Below are 17,715 nucleotides of genomic sequence, written 5' to 3' on the forward strand. Positions count from 1 at the left end.
CCGGGGGCGCCCCACTTCGTACGTTCAGGAACGGGTCCACGAGGGCTCGGCCCGCAGCGGGATCGGCCGGCGATGGTCTCGGCCCGTACCGTCCTCAGCCCGCGAGGGACTTCTTCACCGCGGCGGCGACCCGGCCGCCCTCGGCGAGACCCGCGACCTTCGGGCTGACGATCTTCATCACGGCACCCATCGCGCGGGGGCCCTCGGCACCGGCAGCCTTCGCCTCCGCCACGGCGGAACCGACGATCGCGTCGAGCTCCTCGTCGGAGAGCTGCTTGGGCAGGTAGGCGTCGAGCAGTTCACCCTCAGCCTTCTCCCGCTCGGCCTGCTCCGTCCGCCCGCCCTGGGCGAAGGCCTCGGCCGCCTCGCGGCGCTTCTTCGCCTCCTTGGCGATGACCTTCTGCACCTCGTCGTCGGAGAGTTCGCGAGCGGTCTTCCCGCTCACCTCCTCCTTGGTGATCGCGGTGAGGGTCAGCCGAAGGGTGGACGAGGTCAGCTCGTCACGCGCCTTCATGGCGGTGGTGAGGTCTTCCTTGAGCTTGGACTTGAGCGTGGTCATGACTCGATTGTGTCAGGTACGCGGTCCGGGGCGCCCGTTTGTTTTCCCGCCGCCGCCGGACCCCGCCCGGGCCGGGTCTGCGACGATGGGCGCATGCGCGCACGCTACGGAGTTCCCCTGAAAGTCGCTGCGGCCGGTGCGGCGGTCGGCGCCGCCGGTCTCGCCTACGCCGCAGGATTCGAAGCCCGCTCGTTCCGCCTCCGCCGGGTGACCGTCCCGGTACTCCCGCCCGGTGCACGCCCGTTGCGCGTACTCCAGATCTCGGACGTCCACATGGTCAGCGGCCAGCGCAAGAAGCGCGCCTGGCTCCAGTCCCTGGCCGGACTCCGCCCGGACTTCGTCGTCAACACGGGTGACAACCTCTCGGACCCGGAGGCGGTGCCCGAGCTGCTGGACGCGCTGGGCCCCCTCATGGAGCTCCCGGGGGTCTACGTCTTCGGATCGAACGACTACTACGGCCCCAAGCTCCGCAACCCGGTGCGCTATCTCAAGGAGAAGGCGGCGGGCAAACACGGACTCAACGGGAACGCCCCGGCGACGAACGTGGTCCACAACCCGTGGGAGCCGATGCGCGACGCGTTCGACGACGCCGGCTGGATCGGCCTCTCCAACACCCGGGGGCGACTGAAGCTCGACGGCCTCGACATCGCGTTCACCGGCCTGGACGATCCCCACATCAAACGGGACCGGTACGCCGAGGTCTCCGGCGGCCCCGAGACGGGCGCCGACCTCTCCATCGGCGTGGTCCACGCCCCGTACCTGCGCTCGCTGGACGCGTTCACGAAGGACGGCTACCCGCTGATCCTGGCCGGTCACACGCACGGCGGACAGCTCTGCATCCCCTTCTACGGCGCACTGGTCACCAACTGCGACCTGGACACCGACCGGGTGAAGGGACTCTCCAGCCACACGGCGGACGGCAACCGGGCCTACCTCCACGTCTCGGCCGGCTGCGGCACGAACCGCTACACCCCGGTCCGCTTCGCCTGTCCCCCGGAGGCGACCCTGCTCACGCTGACCCCTCGGGCATGACGGGCGGATCCTGATTCCGCTCGACCTCCCGGAGACGGCGGAGGGACCCGGGCCCATCCGCCACGGATGAATCGCGGCCCGGGAACCCCGCCTTTACGGTGAGGCCATGACCGCCGCCCCGAAACCGCGACGCTGCCCAGGCCCCGGGCCGAGGACGCGTTCCTGCGGAGCGGCCGTACCCCGCGCCGTACGGCCGCCGTGTTCCGGGCCCTGGTGTGCGCGGCGGCGATCTGCGGCCTCACCATCGAGCTGGCGACGACCGGTGCGCCGCTGGAGCTGCTGAGCCGGTTCACCTTCCAGGCGAACGTCCTGGTCGCCGGAGTCTTCGGCTGGTCCTCGTTCCGCTCCTGGACGGGTCGCGGGCCGGCGGCCCCGCACCTCACGGGGGGCGTACTCCTCGTCGCGGTGATCGTCGGCCTGACCTACCACCTGATCCTGACCGACAACAGCTTCGGCTACTCCGCCGCCGGCACACCCGCCGTCCCGCACACGGGCGCGCGGGCCGTCTCACAAGTCCTGCTGCACACGGCCCTGCCCGTCGCGGTGACCCTGGACTGGCTCCTGCTGACCCCTGCCAGGACGCTGCGTCTGCGCTTCCTGGCGCAGTGGCTGCTCTGGGCCGTCGCGTACCTGGCCTTCGTGCTGGCCCGGGGCACCCTGCTCGCCCCCGACGCGGCCCCCCGCTACCCGTACCCCTTCCTGAACGTGGACACGTACGGATACTCGGAGGTCCTCGCCCACGCCTTCGCCCTCTCCCTGCTCCTCGTCGTCCTGGCTTCCCTGCTCATCGCCTTGGACCACGTGCGCCCCCGCCTCCGCGATCGGACCGGGGCCCGCCGGTAACCGGATTTCGTCTCCGGGCGCAGGTGGGCTAAAGTAATCGATGTCGCCGGGAGACCGGTGGACATCGGGGTGTAGCGCAGCTTGGCAGCGCGCTTCGTTCGGGACGAAGAGGTCGTGGGTTCAAATCCCGCCACCCCGACAGCTGAAACACCAGGTCAGGGCCGGTTCTCCTTTCGGGAGACCGGCCCTGATCGCGTTTCGTCGGAGTGCTGGCTGTGATCTGCGTGTGCTCGTGAAACGACGGGCGCTGTGCGGCGGCACGCTGGTGCGGCAGCCGGTCCGTGGTCGGACCGTCCTTGATCGCCGCCCAGCAGGGGCCGGGTGCCCCAGTTGTCCAGTCGAGCCGAGTCGTCGGAGGTCAGTGCCGCTGATCCTCGACCGTCCAGTCGTCCCCCAGCTCGCGGCGCAACGTCTCCAATCCTCTGTCGGCCTCACGCCGGAACGATTCTTGCTGCTCGTGGGTCCAGGGCGAGGGGCCCGCCGGGTGGTTCCAGTCGAGTGAGGACTGGTACAGGTCGGCGAGCCTGGTGAGCTCGTGGCTGGTACCCGGAGTGAGGGGCAGATTCCCCGGATCGGAGGGATACCCGTAGGGGCTGTCGAGGTCGGGCATGCCCGAGGGGCCCGGCCACAGCGGGGTGTCGACGCCGTATTCGAAGAAGAACCGCAGGTGACAGGGCATGCCACAGCCTCCCACGGCGCTGAGCACGCGCGGGCGGCTGAAGCTCTCGGTGGCCGGGTGGAACGCCGGGTCACCCAGGGTCTCCGCAGCGATGGGGTCACGGGGAGTCTCCCGGTCAATCAGTGATCACCAGCACCCGACTGCTGCGGAGGCGGGCGCGGTGGCCTCTCCTCCACTGGGTTCAGGCGGCGTCGTCTGCGACTGCCGGACCACGGGAGCTCCGTCACCGCACGAGCGGGCACCTGCGAGACAGTGACTGCAGCGGCGACTGGGGCGGGGGCGACAGCAGCGACGGCAGCGGTGACCTGCACAGTAAGAAGACGTAGCGGTTGTTCGATGCTCACCAAAGGGGTGCGGGACAGCCCGTAAAGTTGTGGGCATGGATCTTCACACTGCGACGATGTGGGAGACAGCCGAACTCGCCGGAGGACCTGCTGACGGTCTTCGGATGCGGGTTCCCGACCAGCCCCCGGTCCTTCAGGTGACGCGTCCCTGCCGCGTCGAATCCCCGGACGGCGAACAATTCACGGTGGACGCGTTGTACGTGTACCGCCGCGACCCCTATGCGCAGGACGAACCCGTGGCGTACGGGTTCGACGCCGCCAGCCCCTGATACGTACGGGCTGCATCGAGGTACCGGGCAGACCACGTCCTCTGACCCGCGGTCACGCGGACCGGCGGGGCAGGGGGCGTGGGGTCGGTCGGATCAGAGGTCGGCAGGGCGCGGCTCGGTCACCGCGGCAGCGGGCGCCGGTGCGGGCTGGGCGGGCTCGGTGACCGTGACCTGGGGCGCCGGGGCGTTGTCGTTCTTCATCGCCTGCGCCTCGCTCTTCAGGATGCGCGCCGACTTGCCCAGGGCCCGCGCGGCCTCCGGGAGCTTCTTCGATCCGAAGAGGGCGATGACGATGACCGCCAGGATCAGCAGGTGCCAGGGTTCCAGTCCGTTGCGGAGCATGCCGAGCCCGCCTTCCTCGTGTCGGCCGTGGACGCTCGCACGCCGCCCGCCCGGCCCAGATGGTTGCTACGTGAACGCAACGGTACAACCAGGACGGGCAGACCGTGAGGCCTCATCCATTACGAGATGACGACTGGGCGGCCAACTTCTGGTAAGCCGCGTCCAGACGGCCGAGGACCCGCTCGCGGCCGAGGAGCTCCATGGACTCGAAGAGCGGCAGCCCGACCGTGCGGCCGGTGAGTGCGACGCGGATGGGCGCCTGGGCCTTGCCCAGTTTCAGTCCGTGCTGCTCGCCGACCGCGACCAGTGCCGACTTCAGGTCGTCCGCCTGCCAGGCGGTGGTGGCCAGGGCGGCACGGGCGTCCCGCAGGATGGCGTCCGCGCCGGGCTTCATCGCCTTGGCCCACGATGCCTCGTCGTGGACCGGCTCGGCCAGGAAGAGGAAGTCCACGCCGGCCGTGATCTCGGACAGGATCGTCAGGCGGGTCTGCGCGAGCGGGGCCGCCGCCTCGAAGACGGCCGTGTCGAAGGCCGCCGGGTCCCAGGGAGCGTGCGGGGCGACCAACCACGGCGCGCAGGCCGCGGCGAACTGCTCCGGTGCGAGCGCGCGGATGTACTCGCCGTTGAAGGCGGTCAGCTTCTTCACGTCGAAGAACGCCGGTGAGGTGTTCACGTCCTCGATGCGGAAGAGCTGCTCCATCTCCTCGTAAGGGAGGATCTCCCGGTCCCCGCCGGGGCCCCAGCCGAGCAGCATGAGGTAGTTGACCATCGCCGCCGGGAGGAAGCCCTCGGCGAGGTAGTCCTCCAGCGCCACCTTGTCGCGGCGCTTGGAGAGCTTCTGGCGCTTCTCGTTGACGATCACCGGCAGGTGCGCCCAGCGGGGCGGTTCGGCGCCGAGCGCTTCCCACAGCAGCTGCTGCTTCGGTGTGTTGGACAGGTGCTCTTCGCCCCGGACCACCAGGGTGACCCCCTCGTCCAGGTCGTCGACGACGTTGGCGATCAGGAAGACCGGGGAGCCGTCGCCCCGGGCGATCACGAAGTCCTCGATGGCGCTGTTCGGGAACGCGGGCGCGCCGCGCACCAGATCGGTCACGACGGTCTCGCCCTCGTCCGGGGTACGGAAGCGGAGCGCCCGCCCTTCCTCGTGGACAAGACCCCGCTCACGGCAGTGGCCGTCGTATCCGAGGTGTTCCGAGCCGGTGCGCTCCTTGAGCTGCTCGCGCGTGCAGTCGCAGTAGTACGCGCGGCCGGCGTCGTACAGCCGCAGTCCGGCCTCGGTGTGGCGGGCGGCGTTGTGCGACTGGAAGTAGGGGCCCTCGAAGGCCGGGTCGTCCTCGTGGATGCCGATGGCGGCCAGGGCGTTGATGATCCCGTCGGTCCACTCGGGCTTGTTCCGGGCCGCGTCGGTGTCTTCGACGCGCAGGACGAAGGTGCCGCCGGTCTGTCGGGCGACCGCCCAGTTGTAGAGGGCGGAGCGCGCGCCGCCGACGTGGAACATGCCGGTGGGGGACGGGGCGAAACGGACACGAACCGGAGCATCAGACATACCGGCCACCCTACCGACGCACCGCGAGAGGCGAGCAGCCGTTATCCACAGCCCCATGTCGCAAGGTGATCAACGGATATTGCGATCAGCACAGTTGTGAGGGCGGCTGCAAGGAAGCGGACCAGGTTCGCGCCCACAACCGTGCGGAGACTCCACTGAGCACCGTCGGCTCCGGTCCGGCGGACGGCGCGTCCGGGGCACCCGACGCAGGGAAGACCGAGGACGCGCTGCTCACGCAGCTCGGACCGGGCCCGCCGGGGGGACGCCCTCCACCGCCTCCTCGTGGACCGCCCCGACGGCGAACCCGCGCTGCTGCCCGAGGAACTGGCCGCTCCCCTCCCCGCCGTTCCCGACGCCCCGGAGTCGCTCGTGGTGCGCGGCCTCGCGAGCTCCGACTCCGCCGGCGGGGCCGTACCGCGCTACCGGGCGGCCGCACGCTCGCCCTCGGACCGCCGCTGGAGTCCCGGCGGGTCATCCCTGCACCAGGTCGGCGGGGTCGAGGACGCGCGTGCGGTTCTCGCAACGGTCGGCGCGCGCCCGTTCCTCCCCGCAGTGCGGACAGGTGTCTTCCGGGCGGCGGTCCGGCAGGAACCTCCCGTCCACGGGTGGGTACACCTGCCGGACCACGCGCTCCTCGATGAAGCCGTGCACTCGGCGACCGGGAGGCCGGCCGCATGGGCGGCCAGTTCGGCGGGGGTGCCGTGTTCGTCGGTGGCGCAGATGAAGAGAACCTCGTGGCCGGTCCGGCGGAGGCAGCGGGCGTACACGTCGGCCGGAAGCATCGACCCGACCTTGTTGCCCAGGTGCTTGATCCCGTTGATGCGCGGGAGGGCGCTGGTGATCAGGTGTCGGGTCATCGCTGGATGCTTCTTCTCCGGTCCCGCGGCAGGCCGCAGCGCGAGGCTGCGCCTGCGCCGGAGGCCCGATGGGTCGATGCTTCCGTCGAAGGACTGACGGCGGGCACGCGACGACGGAGAGTGACACCGGTACCGCGGCCCCTGAAGGTGCGCCCGGTGCGGGGCGTCACCTGCGGGCGTCATCGCGGGCAGGACGCACCCCACCCGTGCGAGTGGTTTTCGGCGCACCGTCATCCGGGCCGGAGGACCACCGACCCACCCCAACGCCCCCTCCAGTGGCAACCCGCCCCACGGCACGCGCGCTCGCGCTGCGCCCCCAAGTGCCCCGATTTTGACCAGTGTTCAGGGTTTATCTACGCGCGGAGCTACGGCTACCGAACGATCATTCGGGCATATCAGACGACTTCTCGCACAGCCATTACCGGCCGGTACTTCGAGCTGCTAAAAACTGTCTGCTCCACGAACTCCCCTCGCACCCCCCACCTTCCGAAGGGGCCACCGGCCATGTCAGTGCGTAGATTCTGGGCGTCCGTATCCACTCTGGCCATCGCAGCCGTCGCCGCGCTGGGAGCCGCTCAGCCGGCCTCCGCCGCTACGGGCGGTTACGTCGCTCTCGGCGACTCCTACTCCTCCGGGGTCGGCGCCGGCAGCTACATCTCGGACAGTGGCGACTGCCACCGTTCGACCAAGGCGTACCCGTACCTCTGGGCCGCCGCCAACTCGCCTTCCTCCTTCGCCTTCGTCGCGTGTTCGGGTGCGACGACGTCGACCGTCGCGAGCGGCCAGCTGAGTGCGCTCAGCTCGTCGACCGCACTGGTCAGCATCTCGGCGGGCGGCAACGACGTCGGCTTCGCCGATGTCATGCAGACCTGCGTGCTGTCGAGCGAGGCCACCTGCGTGAGCAGCGTGAACGCGGCCATCACGAAGGCGCAGAACGTCCTGCCGGGCAGCCTCGACTCCCTCTACGCCTCCATCCACGCGAAGGCCCCTTCGGCGCACGTGGTGGTCCTGGGCTACCCGCACTTCTACAAGCTGGCGGGCAGCTGCATCCTGGGCCTCAGCGAGAACTCACGGAAGGCGATCAACAACGGAGCGGACGTCCTGAACTCCGTGATCGCCAAGCGCGCGGCCAACGCCGGGTTCACCTACTCCAGCGTGGTGGACGAGTTCACCGGCCACGAGCTCTGCTCCGGCGACCCCTGGCTCAACAGCGTCACGCTGCCCGTCTACAACTCCTACCACCCGAAGGCCGCCGGCCAGTCGAGCGGCTACCTGCCCGCCTTCCGCTCGGCGGTCTAGCTCTTCCGGGGCGCTGGGCCCCGCACCCGCCGCGCTTCCCCCGCACCAGCCTGGCCAAGCCCTCCCCGGACGCCACCCCCCACAGCCACAGGGCTCCTCCGCCGCAGGTCGGCGCGGGGGCCCTGTGTCGTTGCGCCCACCCCGGGCAGGTGCGCGGCGAGTGGAGGGCGGGCGCGCGGCGGCTCTCGGATCAGACGCGCTCGACGAGGTATTCGCGGCCGGTCGGCGGCTCGTACGGCTCCGGCCAGAAGTCGGTGACGGCGGTGATGCGGCCCCTGGTGTCGAACGAGAAGAAGTGGATGCCGTCCAACTCCGCTCCTCCCACGGTGAACAGCGTGCGCGCGGCGGCCTGCCCACCGAGCCCGGACCCGCCCGCGACGGCCGGGTGCTCGGGCAGGTCGGCCACGATCCGGTCGATCCGCACGTGCCAGTCGCCCGGATACTCCCGGTTGAACCGCACGCATCTCTCCTTGCCCCGGACCACCTCGCGGGTCTGCGGCACTTCGAACACGACGTCGTCGTCGAGCGTGGCCGCGAACGCCTCCCAGTCACGGGCGTCGGCGGCGGTCCAGTACGTCTCCACGGCCTTGCGCAGAACAGCGGTCGAGACCGTGCCCGCGCCCATCTCTGCAGTCATGGAACGAGTCTGGACCCCGCCACTGACAATCGCCCCGACCTGCGAAGACACCGATCGGAAGCCTGCACCGGGCTCTACCCCGCCGTAGGTGTGGCGCGCGTCCCACCGCGTGCGTGTTCCGGCCGGACCGGCCCCGGAAGGTGCGCGCCCCCTGCGTGGATGGGGCGAGGCGTATCCGCTTCGCCCCATCTCCCACGCCGGCGGAAGCCGGCGGTCGACAGGGTTCGGCAGTAGGGAAGTTCATCATTCGAACCACCGCCTGACTGATCGTGGACGGCATCGCCGCGGCGATCGGCATGGGGGGCGATCAACTGGGTCGCCGCAGAGGTGTTCCTGGTCCGGAAGCCGGTCCCGGTTCCGCAGAGGCCCGGGTGTTCGGCCTCGTCCTCGACACGTCCGGCATTCGTCACCAGGCCGCCTGGTCGCCCCGGCCGGCGGAGATCTTCCGGCCGGTCCAGGAGATCGCCACGGCGATCGGTCATACCGACGTGGCACGGACGGCCATCGACCTCCTGCACGTCGAGCACGGCAGCCTCATCGAGCAGTACGCGGGACCACCGCGCATCTGGACGACCGCACGGCCCGCGCAGGCGCGGAAGCGTGGTGCGTGAGTCGCGAGCGAGGTGAAGCGGGGAGCAGACGGTGTGTCCCGGCGGCCCGGGACACACCTCGGTGGTCTCCTCCGCTCGGTGATGTCCGCCCGGAAACCACGGGCCGGTGAGGTCCGACGGGCGAAACGCGCGCGGCCCGGGGTTCCGGGTGATTTCGCGGGGAGACGAAGGGCCGTGCCTCCAGACCCCCCTTTCGGGTTGGATGGGGGGCATGAGCGACACACAGAATGCCTCGACCTCTCCGGACTGGGAGCAGCGGTTCCGCGCACCCCGGGTCTCCCTGCCCGACTGGGCGGAGGACGCCCCGGAGCGCTCGCTCTTCGTGTCGAACGCGACCGGGACCTACGAGCTGTACGCGTGGGACCGGTCGACCGGTCAGCAGCGGCAGGTGACCGACCGGCCGAACGGCACGACCGACGGCACGCTGACCCCGGACGGCTCCGCGATCTGGTGGTTCAGCGACACGGACGGCGACGAGTTCGGCGTCTGGATGCGGCAGCCGTTCGGCGGCGGCGAGGACGTGCCGGCGGCGCCGGGGCTGGAGCCGTCGTATCCGGCAGGTCTCGCGATCGGGCGGGACGGCACCGCTGTCGTCGGCCGCTCCACCGACGAGGACGGGACAACGATCCATCTGGCTCGGCCGGGCGGCGCGGGCGTCGTGGAGATCTACCGGCACCGCGAGTCCGCCGGGGTGGGCGATCTGTCGCACGACGGCAGCCTGATCGCTCTGGAGCACACGGAGCACGGCGACGCGATGCATTCGGCGCTGCGTGTGGTGCGACCGGACGGGTCGACGGTGGCCGAGCTCGACGACACCGAGGGCGGCACGAAGGAACTGGGCCTGGCGGTGATGGGGTTCGCTCCGGTCGCCGGCGACACCCGGCTGCTGATCGGGCATCAGCGGCGGGGCCGCTGGGAGCCCATGATCTGGGACCCGGTCGCGGGTACGGAGACGGAGCTGGCGATCGATCTCCCCGGGGACGTGGGCGCCCAGTGGTACCCGGACGGCTCCGCGATCCTGGTCGAGCACGACTTCGAGGCCCGCAGCGAGCTGTGGCGCCATGAGCCGGGCGGGCCGGAGCCGGTGCGGGTGGAGACGCCCGCCGGTACGGTGTCGGGTGCCACGGCCCGTCCGGACGGGACGGTGGAGTACCTCTGGTCCTCGGCCGCCCTGCCTCCGGTCGTCCGCTCCACCACGGGTTTGGTGGTCCTCGACCCGCCCGGTCCGAAGGCCCCCTCCTCGGTGCCGGTGCGGGACGTGTGGGTGGACGGTCCGGGCGGGCGTGTCCACGCCTTGGTGCAGACACCCGCCACGGGCGAGGGCCCGTTCCCGACGATCTTCGAGATCCACGGCGGCCCGACGTGGCACGACAGCGACGCGTTCGCCTCGGGCCCGGCCGCCTGGGTGGACCACGGCTTCGCGGTCGTGCGCGTGAACTACCGGGGCTCCACGGGGTACGGCCGGGCCTGGACGGACGCCCTGAAGCACCGGGTCGGGCTGATCGAGCTGGAGGACATCGCGGCGGTCCGGGAGTGGGCCGTCGGGTCGGGTCTCGCCGATCCGGGCCGCCTGGTCCTGGCCGGCGGGTCCTGGGGCGGGTATCTGACCCTGCTCGGTCTCGGCACCCAGCCGGACGCCTGGGCGCTGGGGCTGGCCGCCGTCCCGGTCGCGGACTACGTCACGGCGTACCACGACGAGATGGAAGCCCTGAAGGCGATGGACCGCACCTTGCTGGGCGGCACTCCGGAGGAGGTGCCCGAGCGGTTCGAGGCGTCGTCGCCGCTGACGTACGTCGACGCGGTGCGCGCCCCGGTGTACATCTCGGCGGGCGTCAACGATCCGCGCTGCCCCATCCGCCAGGTGGAGAATTACGTGGACCGGCTGAAGGCCCGGGGCGCGGTGCACGAGGTCTACCGCTACGACGCGGGTCATGGCTCGCTGGTGGTGGAGGAGCGGATCAAGCAGGTGGGACTGGAGCTGGACTTCGCTTTGCGCCATCTCCCGAAGGCGCGGAAGACGGAGGCGGACACCACCGCACACGCGTAAAGGCCGGATAAATGGGCGGCCCCCGCTCCCGGTCGGCGGAGCGGGGACCGTACGGTAATGGGGTGTACCGGTTCCTGCTGACCCCGCGATGGTGGGGGATCAACCTCTTCGTCGTGCTGGCCATTCCGTTCTGCGTGTTCATGGGCACCTGGCAGCTCGGCCGTTTCGAGGACCGCGTGCAGTCGCACGAACAGGCCGAGAAGCAGCCGGACCCGGGCACCCGCCAGGCCAAGCCGCTGGACTCGCTGCTTCCCGTCGACACCGTCACGTCCGGCCGCCCCGCCACGGCGACGGGGACGTTCGCGGACCAGTTCCTGGTCCCCGGGCGTGAGCTGGACGACCGCGACGGCTTCTACGTCCTGGACCTGCTGCGTACGGACGGCGGCAAAGCGCTGCCCGTCGTACGCGGCTGGATGCCCGGCGGAACGGAACAGGCGCGGAAGAACAACACGGTCCCGCCGGCCCCCACCGGCGAGATCACGGTGACCGGCGACCTCCAGGCTTCGGAGAGCGCCACCAGCCAGGGCGTGAACAGCGCGGGCGGGCTCCCCGAGGGGGAACTCGGCATCATCAGTGCGGCGTCGCTGGTGAACCTCGTGCCGTACGACGTGTACGACGCCTGGGTGACGCTCCCCGCGAGCGGCATCGGGGGCGCGGACGACTCCGGCAACGGAATGCGGGCGGTCCCGGCCGCAGCGGTGGAGGGCAACGGGCTGGACCTGAAGGCCTTCCAGAACCTGGGCTACACCGGGGAGTGGTTCGTCTTCGCGGCGTTCGTGCTCTTCATGTGGTTCCGCCTGCTGCGGCGCGAGGCCGAAGCGGCCCGGGACATCGCCCTCGGGCTGATCCCCGACCCCGCCACCGCCACCGCCACCGCCACCGCTGGGTCTCCGGCGGTGACCGCCGGACCGGGTGAACCCGTCGGCACCTCTTCCGGGACGACGCCCCGCAGCGGGTGACCCCGCGCGGGCCTCACAGGCTCGTCGGTCCCGGCCTCCCCGGCCCCAGCCCCGATCCCGGGCCTCGTCAGCCGAACCCCGACTCCAACCCCGGCCCCGGCCTCGTCGGTTACGAGGCGGCGAGGATGCCGGTCCGGTAGATCGTGCCCGCGCAGGCGTGGGTGATCGTGGTCTCCGCGGCCGGCGCACCCGCCTCAGGGGTGTGCGTCACGGCGATGGCCCCCTCGGACGGGACAGCGTCCGCCGTCAGGAACTGAGCTGTCAGGGACTGCGTCTCGACGCTCGATGCCTGGTCCTCCCCCGCGCCCGTGCCCGTGGGGGTCTCGGTCGGCGTGGGTGTGGGGTCCGTGGCGCTGGGACAGGTGTCGCTCGGCACGAAAGCGAACTTCACCTCGTAGGACATCCCCGGCTTCAGCAGCATGGCCGCGGGCTCGGCGGCGGGGTCGGGCAGCCCGGCGGCGGGGTCGCCCGCGACATGCTGCACGACCGCGATCTTCGTCGCGTCCGCTGCGCCCGTGGTCGTGAAGGCCACCGTGCCCGCGGTGCTGACCGAGCAGTCCGTGGCGGAGGTGTTGGCGATCCGGAAGCTGCCGTAGACCGTGCCGTTCGCGTCCGCCGATCCGGTGGACGCCGAGGCGACGCCGAGCTGACCGGGCGCACAGGCGGGCAGGGCCGCGATCGAAGCGAGCTCCTCCTCGCTGACGGCCCCGGAGAGGGGGCTGTCGGAGTCCGCCGGGGTGTCGGCCGCGGCAGGTGTGCCGCTGGGGTCCGGTATTCCTTCGTGCCGGCCGTCGGTTCCCTGCGCGGGCTGTCCCTCGCTCGGCTTCTCCCCCACGGCCGCCCCGGACGCGTCACCCTGCTGGCTCTGGGAGTTCTGGCCATGCCCGGCGAGGGAAGGAGCCGCGGTGGCGACGCTCCCGGAGTTCGCCACGTGCAGGAGGGCGGGCACGGCGGTACCGATCAGCAGGGCGGCGGCAGCCGCGCCGACGACGGCCTGACGGCGTCGCGCCCGGCGGGCGGGTACGGCCCGGTGCAGATGGTCCAGTGCGTTCTCGGCGGGTTCGAGGTCCTGGACGGCTCCCCGCAGCAAGCGCCGAAGCGCCTGTTCGTCGGTCGTGTCGTCCTCGTCTCCCGCCTCGGTCGGGCCGCCGCCCGGACCGCTGCCCCTCGACGAGCTGCCGCCCGACCCGCTACCGCTCAGGCCACCGCCGGCGAAGCCACCGCTCAAGTCGATGCCGCTCATGTCGATGCCGTCGCCGCTCGCCGCGACGGAGCCGATGCCCCGGCCGAAGCCGGCGGCCGTGGTACGGGCCGAGAAAAGCCGGGTCAGCGTGCCGGTGACGGGGGCGCCGTCGTAGGAGTTGGGTGCCTTCTCGCGGGGGCGGGACAGGTCGTCGCGCGCACGGGGCGCCTTGTCGTGCTGCTCGCAGGCGTCCTCGGTCGTGCCGCCGGTGGCATCGCCCGTCGCGTTGCTGGTGGCGCTGCCGGTCGCGTCGGTCGGGGCAGGACCGGGCGTACCCGCATACCGGCCGGACGGTGTGTCTACCGGAGGGCCGTGCTCTTCGTCGCCTCCGCGCGTATGGCCCGTCGGCTCGGCCGCCTCGGCAGTCGGCTCGGCCTGCTCGGCGGTCGGCCCGGCCCGACCGGCCCGTCCGGACTGCCCGCTCGGCCCGGCTGCTCCGGCCGGCTCGGCAGCGCGCTCGGGGCCGGAATTCACGTTCGGCCCGTGGCTCGTGTGAGGCCCGTGGTTCACAGTTCCGCTTCCCGTCCGGTCCGGTTCGTGGCTGAAGGGGCGACCGCTCATGCCTGCGCCTCCATCACGAGACGCAGAGCGGCGATCCCGCGCGAACCGTACGCCTTGACCGAGCCCAGAGAGATACCGAGGGTATCGGCGACCTGCGCTTCCGTCATGTCCGCGAAGTAGCGCAGCACCAGCACTTCCCGCTGACGCCGCTGAAGGCCTTTCATCGCCTTGATCAGCGCGTCCCGCTCCAGCTGGTCGTACGCCCCCTCTTCCGCGCTGGCCATGTCGGGCATGGGCTTGGAGAGCAGCTTCAGCCCGAGGATGCGGCGGCGGAGCGCGGAGCGGGAGAGGTTGACGACCGTCTGCCGGAGGTAGGCGAGCGTCTTCTCGGGTTCCCGCACCCGGGTGCGGGCCGAGTGCACGCGGATGAACGCCTCCTGTACGACGTCCTCGCAGGAGGCCGTGTCGTCCAGCAGCAGCGCGGCGAGGCCGAGCAGCGAACGGTAATGGGCGCGGTAGGTCTCGGTCAGATGGTCGACCGTCGTTCCCGCCGCCACCGCCTCTTCAGCGCCCTCGCGCTGCGAGGGGAGCCTTACGGGGCTCGTCGCGCTCGCAGCGGTCAGCGGGGCGATCACCGGCATGCCGCCGATCGCACGGGGCTTGCGGGAAGGGCGCACGGACAGCCCTCGCAGCGAGCCGACCACCGGAATTTCGAGAACCTCTGCCACGCAAGTTGGACACGCTGCCCCCCATCAGGGTTGTACGCGTGCGGCAGCGCGTTCAGCTCTCTGCGACTCGCCCTCATACGTACCCGCTCTTCCCCAATTGCCCTATTGGTGCGCCCGTCGCGCAAGAAGTGACGACGAAGACGCCGAACAGCCGACTCACGGTTGCACAGGACCACAGGGTCATCGTCGGATATGGCAACGCCCCAGCTCAAGAGGTTAAGGAAGCCGAATTGAACATGTGACCTTCACAGATCCCACAAAACTCTTTCGACCAGACATTTCGATGCCGTAGGAAATTGGACGCCCTGGAAACACCCCCGGCCCGCCCCGGAAACACCATGGGGACGGCCTCGGACCAGCCCGGAAAGGCCACGGAACCGCAGCGGATCCGCGCCAGAAGCAGCAGAAGCGTCACCCGGCACACCGGACGGGACTCGGCCGAACACCGTCAGGAAGATCCGCCGGAAGAGCCTCGCAGGATCCCTCGCGAGATTCCCCAGGAGGGAAACCCGGGAGGGAAACGGGCGACGGGATTCAGGAGCCGCCCATGGCAGCCGCCAGGGATTCGGCGATCTGGGCCACATTCAGGGCCCCGCCTTTTCGCAGGTTGTCCCCGCAGAGGAACAACTCCAGGCCCTGCGGGTCGTCCAGGGAGCGGCGTACCCGACCGACCCAGGTGGGATCGGTGCCCACCACGTCCGCCGGGGTCGGGAAGTCGCCCGCGGCGGGGCTGTCGAAGAGGACCACGCCGGGGGCGGTGGCCAGGATCTCGTGCGCCCGGTCGACGGTGACCTCGTTCTCGAAGCGCGCGTGGACGGACATCGAGTGCGTGGTGACGACGGGGACGTACACGCAGGTGATGGCGGTACGCAGCTGGGGCAGGCCGAGGATCTTGCGGCATTCGTCGCGGATGGAGAGTTCCTCGGAGGACCAGCCGTCGCCCGCGTCCGTACCGGCCCAGGGCACGACGTTCAGCGCGACGGGGGCGGGGAACGGGCTGGTGGGCCGGTCGCCGAGGGCACGGCGTACGTCTCCGGGGCGGGTGCCCAGCTCCGTACCGGCGGCGAGGCCGGCAGCCACGAGGCCGAGCTCCTCGCGCAGGGCGGCGACCCCGTCGCGACCCCGGCCGCTCACGGCCTGGTAGGTGGAGACGGTCAGTTCGCGGAGGCCGAAGGCGGCGTGCAGCGCGCCCACCGGGACGATCAGCGAGAGGGTGGTGCAGTCCGGCGAGGCGACGATTCCGCGCGGGCGGGTACGGGCCGCGTGGGGGTTGACCTCGGGGACGACCAGGGGCACGTCCTGGTCGAGGCGGAAGGCGGCGGAGCCGTCGACCACGGCCGCGCCCCGGGACGCGGCGACGGGCGCCCAGAGGGCCGCGACCTTCGGGGGCACCAGGAAGACGGCGATGTCGACGCCGTCGAAGGCCTCCTCGGTGATCGGGAGGACTTCCTTCTCCTCGCCCCGTACGGCCAGCTTGCGGCCGGCCGAACGCGGTGAGGCGATCAGCTTCACCTCGCCCCACACGTCCGCGTGCTGCGAAAGGATCTCGAGCATGACGCCGCCACTCGCCCCGGTCGCACCGACGACCGCGAGCGAGGGGCGGCGTGCGGTCATCGGCCGGTGCCCCCGTAGACGACGGCCTCGTCGGAGTCGCTGTCGAGACCGAAGGCGGTGTGCACGGCGCGCACGGCCTCGTTGACGTCGTCGGCGCGGGTGACGACCGAGATGCGGATCTCGGAGGTCGAGATCAGCTCGATGTTCACACCGGCGTCGGAGAGCGCCTCGAAGAATCCGGCGGTGACGCCCGGGTTCGTCTTCATGCCCGCGCCGACCAGCGAGATCTTGGCGATCTGGTCGTCGTAGCGCAGCGAGTCGAAGCCGATGGTGCCCTTGGCCCGCTCCAGGGCGTCGATGGCCTTGCGGCCCTCGGCCTTGGGAAGGGTGAAGGAGATGTCCGTCAGCCCCGTCGCGGCGGCGGAGACGTTCTGCACCACCATGTCGATGTTGACTTCCGCGTTGGCGATGGTGCGGAAGATCGCGGCGGCCTCGCCCGGCTTGTCGGGGACGCCGACGACGGTGATCTTGGCCTCGGAGACGTCATGGGCGACTCCGGAGATGATCGCGTGCTCCACCTGCTGGTCCCCTTGCGGCTCGTTGCTGACCCAGGTGCCGCGCAGTCCGGAGAAGGACGAGCGGACGTGGATCGGGATGTTGTATCGGCGTGCGTACTCGACGCAGCGGTGCAGCAGCACCTTGGAGCCGGACGCGGCCAGCTCCAGCATGTCCTCGAAGGAGATCCACTCGATCTTCTGGGCCTTCTTGACGACCCGGGGGTCGGCGGTGAAGACGCCGTCCACGTCGGTGTAGATCTCGCAGACCTCGGCTTCCAGCGCCGCGGCGAGGGCGACGGCGGTGGTGTCGGACCCACCGCGGCCGAGGGTGGTGATGTTCTTGCCCTCCTGGCTCACGCCCTGGAACCCGGCGACGATGGCGATGTTGCCTTCGTCGATCGAGGTCCGGATGCGGCCGGGCGTGACATCGATGATGCGCGCCTTGTTGTGGACGGAGTCGGTGATGACACCGGCCTGGCTGCCCGTGAACGACTGGGCCTCGTGGCCCAGGTTTTTGATCGCCATCGCCAGCAGGGCCATGGAGATCCGCTCTCCGGCGGTCAGTAGCATGTCGAACTCACGCCCGGCAGGCATCGGAGACACCTGTTCGGCGAGATCGATCAGCTCGTCCGTCGTGTCGCCCATCGCGGACACCACGACAACCACCTGGTTGCCGCTCTTCTTGGCATCGACGACTCGCTTGGCGACGCGCTTGATGCCCTCGGCATCGGCTACGGATGAGCCTCCGTACTTCTGCACGACCAGGCCCACGTGCGCTCCTCGCTCATTCCGTTACTGCGGTCGGCTCAGTTTAACGAGCGGCCCGGAATCTCCCCGTCCTTACCAGATGGTGAGATGTCCCGCCCACCACCTGGTCCGGCGTGTCGACCCGGGCCGCTCGTACGGGGCCTATGCCCACCTCACCGGCCGCCACGCGCGTCTGTGGTCCAGCCCACACGGTTCCGGCGGGTTCCGCCACCGGGGAGGACGCGCGGGAGGACGACAGGGGATTTACGGGGGAAGCGACGGCCGCGACCGCGCGGCTCCCGGCCGACCTGGACGCCGCCTTCCGGAAGTTCATCCCGCCCTTCGGGGCCGCGGGCAACCC

17 protein-coding genes, 1 tRNA gene and 1 pseudogene are annotated in these 17,715 nt (G+C 70.8%); 9 read left to right on the forward strand and 10 right to left on the reverse strand.

All coding sequences use genetic code 11. The features are described 5' to 3' along the window. Positions 1–94: 94 nt before the first annotated feature. The gene (locus ACFWEP_RS18075) at positions 95–559 is read right to left on the reverse strand and encodes a GatB/YqeY domain-containing protein (protein WP_387371286.1); all 465 of its coding nucleotides are present in this window, start codon (positions 557–559) and stop codon (positions 95–97) included. A gap of 93 nt (positions 560–652) precedes the next feature. On the opposite strand from ACFWEP_RS18075, the gene ACFWEP_RS18080 reads away from it, so the two are divergent. The 3 genes from ACFWEP_RS18080 (at position 653) to ACFWEP_RS18090 (ending at position 2,573) form a co-directional block, all read left to right on the forward strand. Beyond that, the gene (locus ACFWEP_RS18080) at positions 653–1,591 is read left to right on the forward strand and encodes a metallophosphoesterase (protein WP_328720324.1); all 939 of its coding nucleotides are present in this window, start codon (positions 653–655) and stop codon (positions 1,589–1,591) included. 198 nt (positions 1,592–1,789) lie between these two features. Next, on the forward strand, positions 1,790–2,434 hold the full coding sequence (locus ACFWEP_RS18085; RefSeq protein WP_387371287.1) for a Pr6Pr family membrane protein: 645 nt from the start codon (positions 1,790–1,792) through the stop codon (positions 2,432–2,434). Between the two features lie 65 nt (positions 2,435–2,499). Further along, positions 2,500–2,573 (forward strand) — tRNA-Pro (locus ACFWEP_RS18090). 219 nt (positions 2,574–2,792) lie between these two features. Here the strand turns inward: ACFWEP_RS18090 and ACFWEP_RS18095 are convergent. Beyond that, positions 2,793–3,113 (reverse strand): hypothetical protein, encoded by a 321-nt coding sequence (locus ACFWEP_RS18095; RefSeq protein WP_387371288.1) that lies wholly within the window; start codon positions 3,111–3,113, stop codon positions 2,793–2,795. Between the two features lie 379 nt (positions 3,114–3,492). On the opposite strand from ACFWEP_RS18095, the gene ACFWEP_RS18100 reads away from it, so the two are divergent. Then, on the forward strand, positions 3,493–3,726 hold the full coding sequence (locus tag ACFWEP_RS18100) for a hypothetical protein (RefSeq protein WP_387371289.1): 234 nt from the start codon (positions 3,493–3,495) through the stop codon (positions 3,724–3,726). A 93-nt stretch (positions 3,727–3,819) separates the two neighbouring features. Here ACFWEP_RS18100 and tatA read toward each other — a convergent pair whose 3' ends face one another. The 3 genes and pseudogenes from tatA to ACFWEP_RS18115 all read right to left on the reverse strand — a co-directional run. Continuing rightward, positions 3,820–4,068, reverse strand: coding sequence for a Sec-independent protein translocase subunit TatA (gene tatA / locus ACFWEP_RS18105; protein ID WP_387371290.1), 249 nt, complete (start codon positions 4,066–4,068; stop codon positions 3,820–3,822). 112 nt (positions 4,069–4,180) lie between these two features. Continuing rightward, positions 4,181–5,566: a glutamate--tRNA ligase gene (gene gltX, locus ACFWEP_RS18110; RefSeq protein WP_387371299.1), complete on the reverse strand. Its 1,386-nt coding sequence runs from the start codon at positions 5,564–5,566 to the stop codon at positions 4,181–4,183. 528 nt (positions 5,567–6,094) lie between these two features. Further along, a pseudogene (locus ACFWEP_RS18115) lies at positions 6,095–6,471 on the reverse strand (class I tRNA ligase family protein); the annotation flags it as partial. A gap of 504 nt (positions 6,472–6,975) precedes the next feature. Between ACFWEP_RS18115 and ACFWEP_RS18120 the strand changes: the two are divergent. Beyond that, on the forward strand, positions 6,976–7,770 hold the full coding sequence (locus ACFWEP_RS18120) for an SGNH/GDSL hydrolase family protein (RefSeq protein WP_387371291.1): 795 nt from the start codon (positions 6,976–6,978) through the stop codon (positions 7,768–7,770). 190 nt (positions 7,771–7,960) lie between these two features. Here the strand turns inward: ACFWEP_RS18120 and ACFWEP_RS18125 are convergent, their stop codons facing one another. Then, complete coding sequence (locus ACFWEP_RS18125) at positions 7,961–8,407, reverse strand: nuclear transport factor 2 family protein (RefSeq protein ID WP_387371292.1); 447 nt, start codon at positions 8,405–8,407, stop codon at positions 7,961–7,963. Between the two features lie 269 nt (positions 8,408–8,676). Here ACFWEP_RS18125 and ACFWEP_RS18130 point away from each other — a divergent pair, with 269 nt between their 5' ends. The 3 genes from ACFWEP_RS18130 (at position 8,677) to ACFWEP_RS18140 (ending at position 12,024) form a co-directional block, all read left to right on the forward strand. After that, the gene (locus tag ACFWEP_RS18130; protein ID WP_387371293.1) at positions 8,677–9,018 is read left to right on the forward strand and encodes a hypothetical protein; all 342 of its coding nucleotides are present in this window, start codon (positions 8,677–8,679) and stop codon (positions 9,016–9,018) included. Between the two features lie 202 nt (positions 9,019–9,220). After that, complete coding sequence (locus ACFWEP_RS18135; protein WP_387371294.1) at positions 9,221–11,065, forward strand: prolyl oligopeptidase family serine peptidase; 1,845 nt, start codon at positions 9,221–9,223, stop codon at positions 11,063–11,065. A gap of 62 nt (positions 11,066–11,127) precedes the next feature. Further along, on the forward strand, positions 11,128–12,024 hold the full coding sequence (locus ACFWEP_RS18140) for an SURF1 family protein (RefSeq protein ID WP_387371295.1): 897 nt from the start codon (positions 11,128–11,130) through the stop codon (positions 12,022–12,024). Positions 12,025–12,133: 109 nt separating this feature from the next. On the opposite strand, the gene ACFWEP_RS18145 is transcribed toward ACFWEP_RS18140, so the two are convergent. The 4 genes from ACFWEP_RS18145 to ACFWEP_RS18160 all read right to left on the reverse strand — a co-directional run bounded on the left by ACFWEP_RS18145 (position 12,134) and on the right by ACFWEP_RS18160 (position 17,378). Continuing rightward, complete coding sequence (locus ACFWEP_RS18145) at positions 12,134–13,741, reverse strand: hypothetical protein (protein ID WP_387371296.1); 1,608 nt, start codon at positions 13,739–13,741, stop codon at positions 12,134–12,136. A gap of 83 nt (positions 13,742–13,824) precedes the next feature. Further along, a complete protein-coding gene (locus tag ACFWEP_RS18150; protein WP_387371300.1) occupies positions 13,825–14,409 on the reverse strand; it encodes a SigE family RNA polymerase sigma factor in 585 nt (194 codons plus the stop codon). Positions 14,410–15,030: 621 nt separating this feature from the next. Next, positions 15,031–16,110 carry an aspartate-semialdehyde dehydrogenase gene (locus ACFWEP_RS18155; protein ID WP_387371297.1) on the reverse strand — a complete coding sequence of 360 codons (1,080 nt, stop codon included), beginning with the start codon at positions 16,108–16,110 and terminating at the stop codon, positions 15,031–15,033. After that, positions 16,107–17,378 (reverse strand): aspartate kinase, encoded by a 1,272-nt coding sequence (locus tag ACFWEP_RS18160; RefSeq protein WP_266707105.1) that lies wholly within the window; start codon positions 17,376–17,378, stop codon positions 16,107–16,109. Before ACFWEP_RS18160 ends, ACFWEP_RS18155 begins: the two co-directional genes overlap by 4 nt. Before the next feature lie 140 nt (positions 17,379–17,518). Between ACFWEP_RS18160 and ACFWEP_RS18165 the strand changes: the two genes are divergently transcribed. After that, positions 17,519–17,715 (forward strand): hypothetical protein (locus tag ACFWEP_RS18165; protein ID WP_387371298.1); only part of this gene is annotated, 197 nt, incomplete at its 3' end.

This window comes from Streptomyces sp. NPDC060198, assembly GCF_042728415.1.
In the GTDB taxonomy this organism is placed as follows: domain Bacteria; phylum Actinomycetota; class Actinomycetes; order Streptomycetales; family Streptomycetaceae; genus Streptomyces.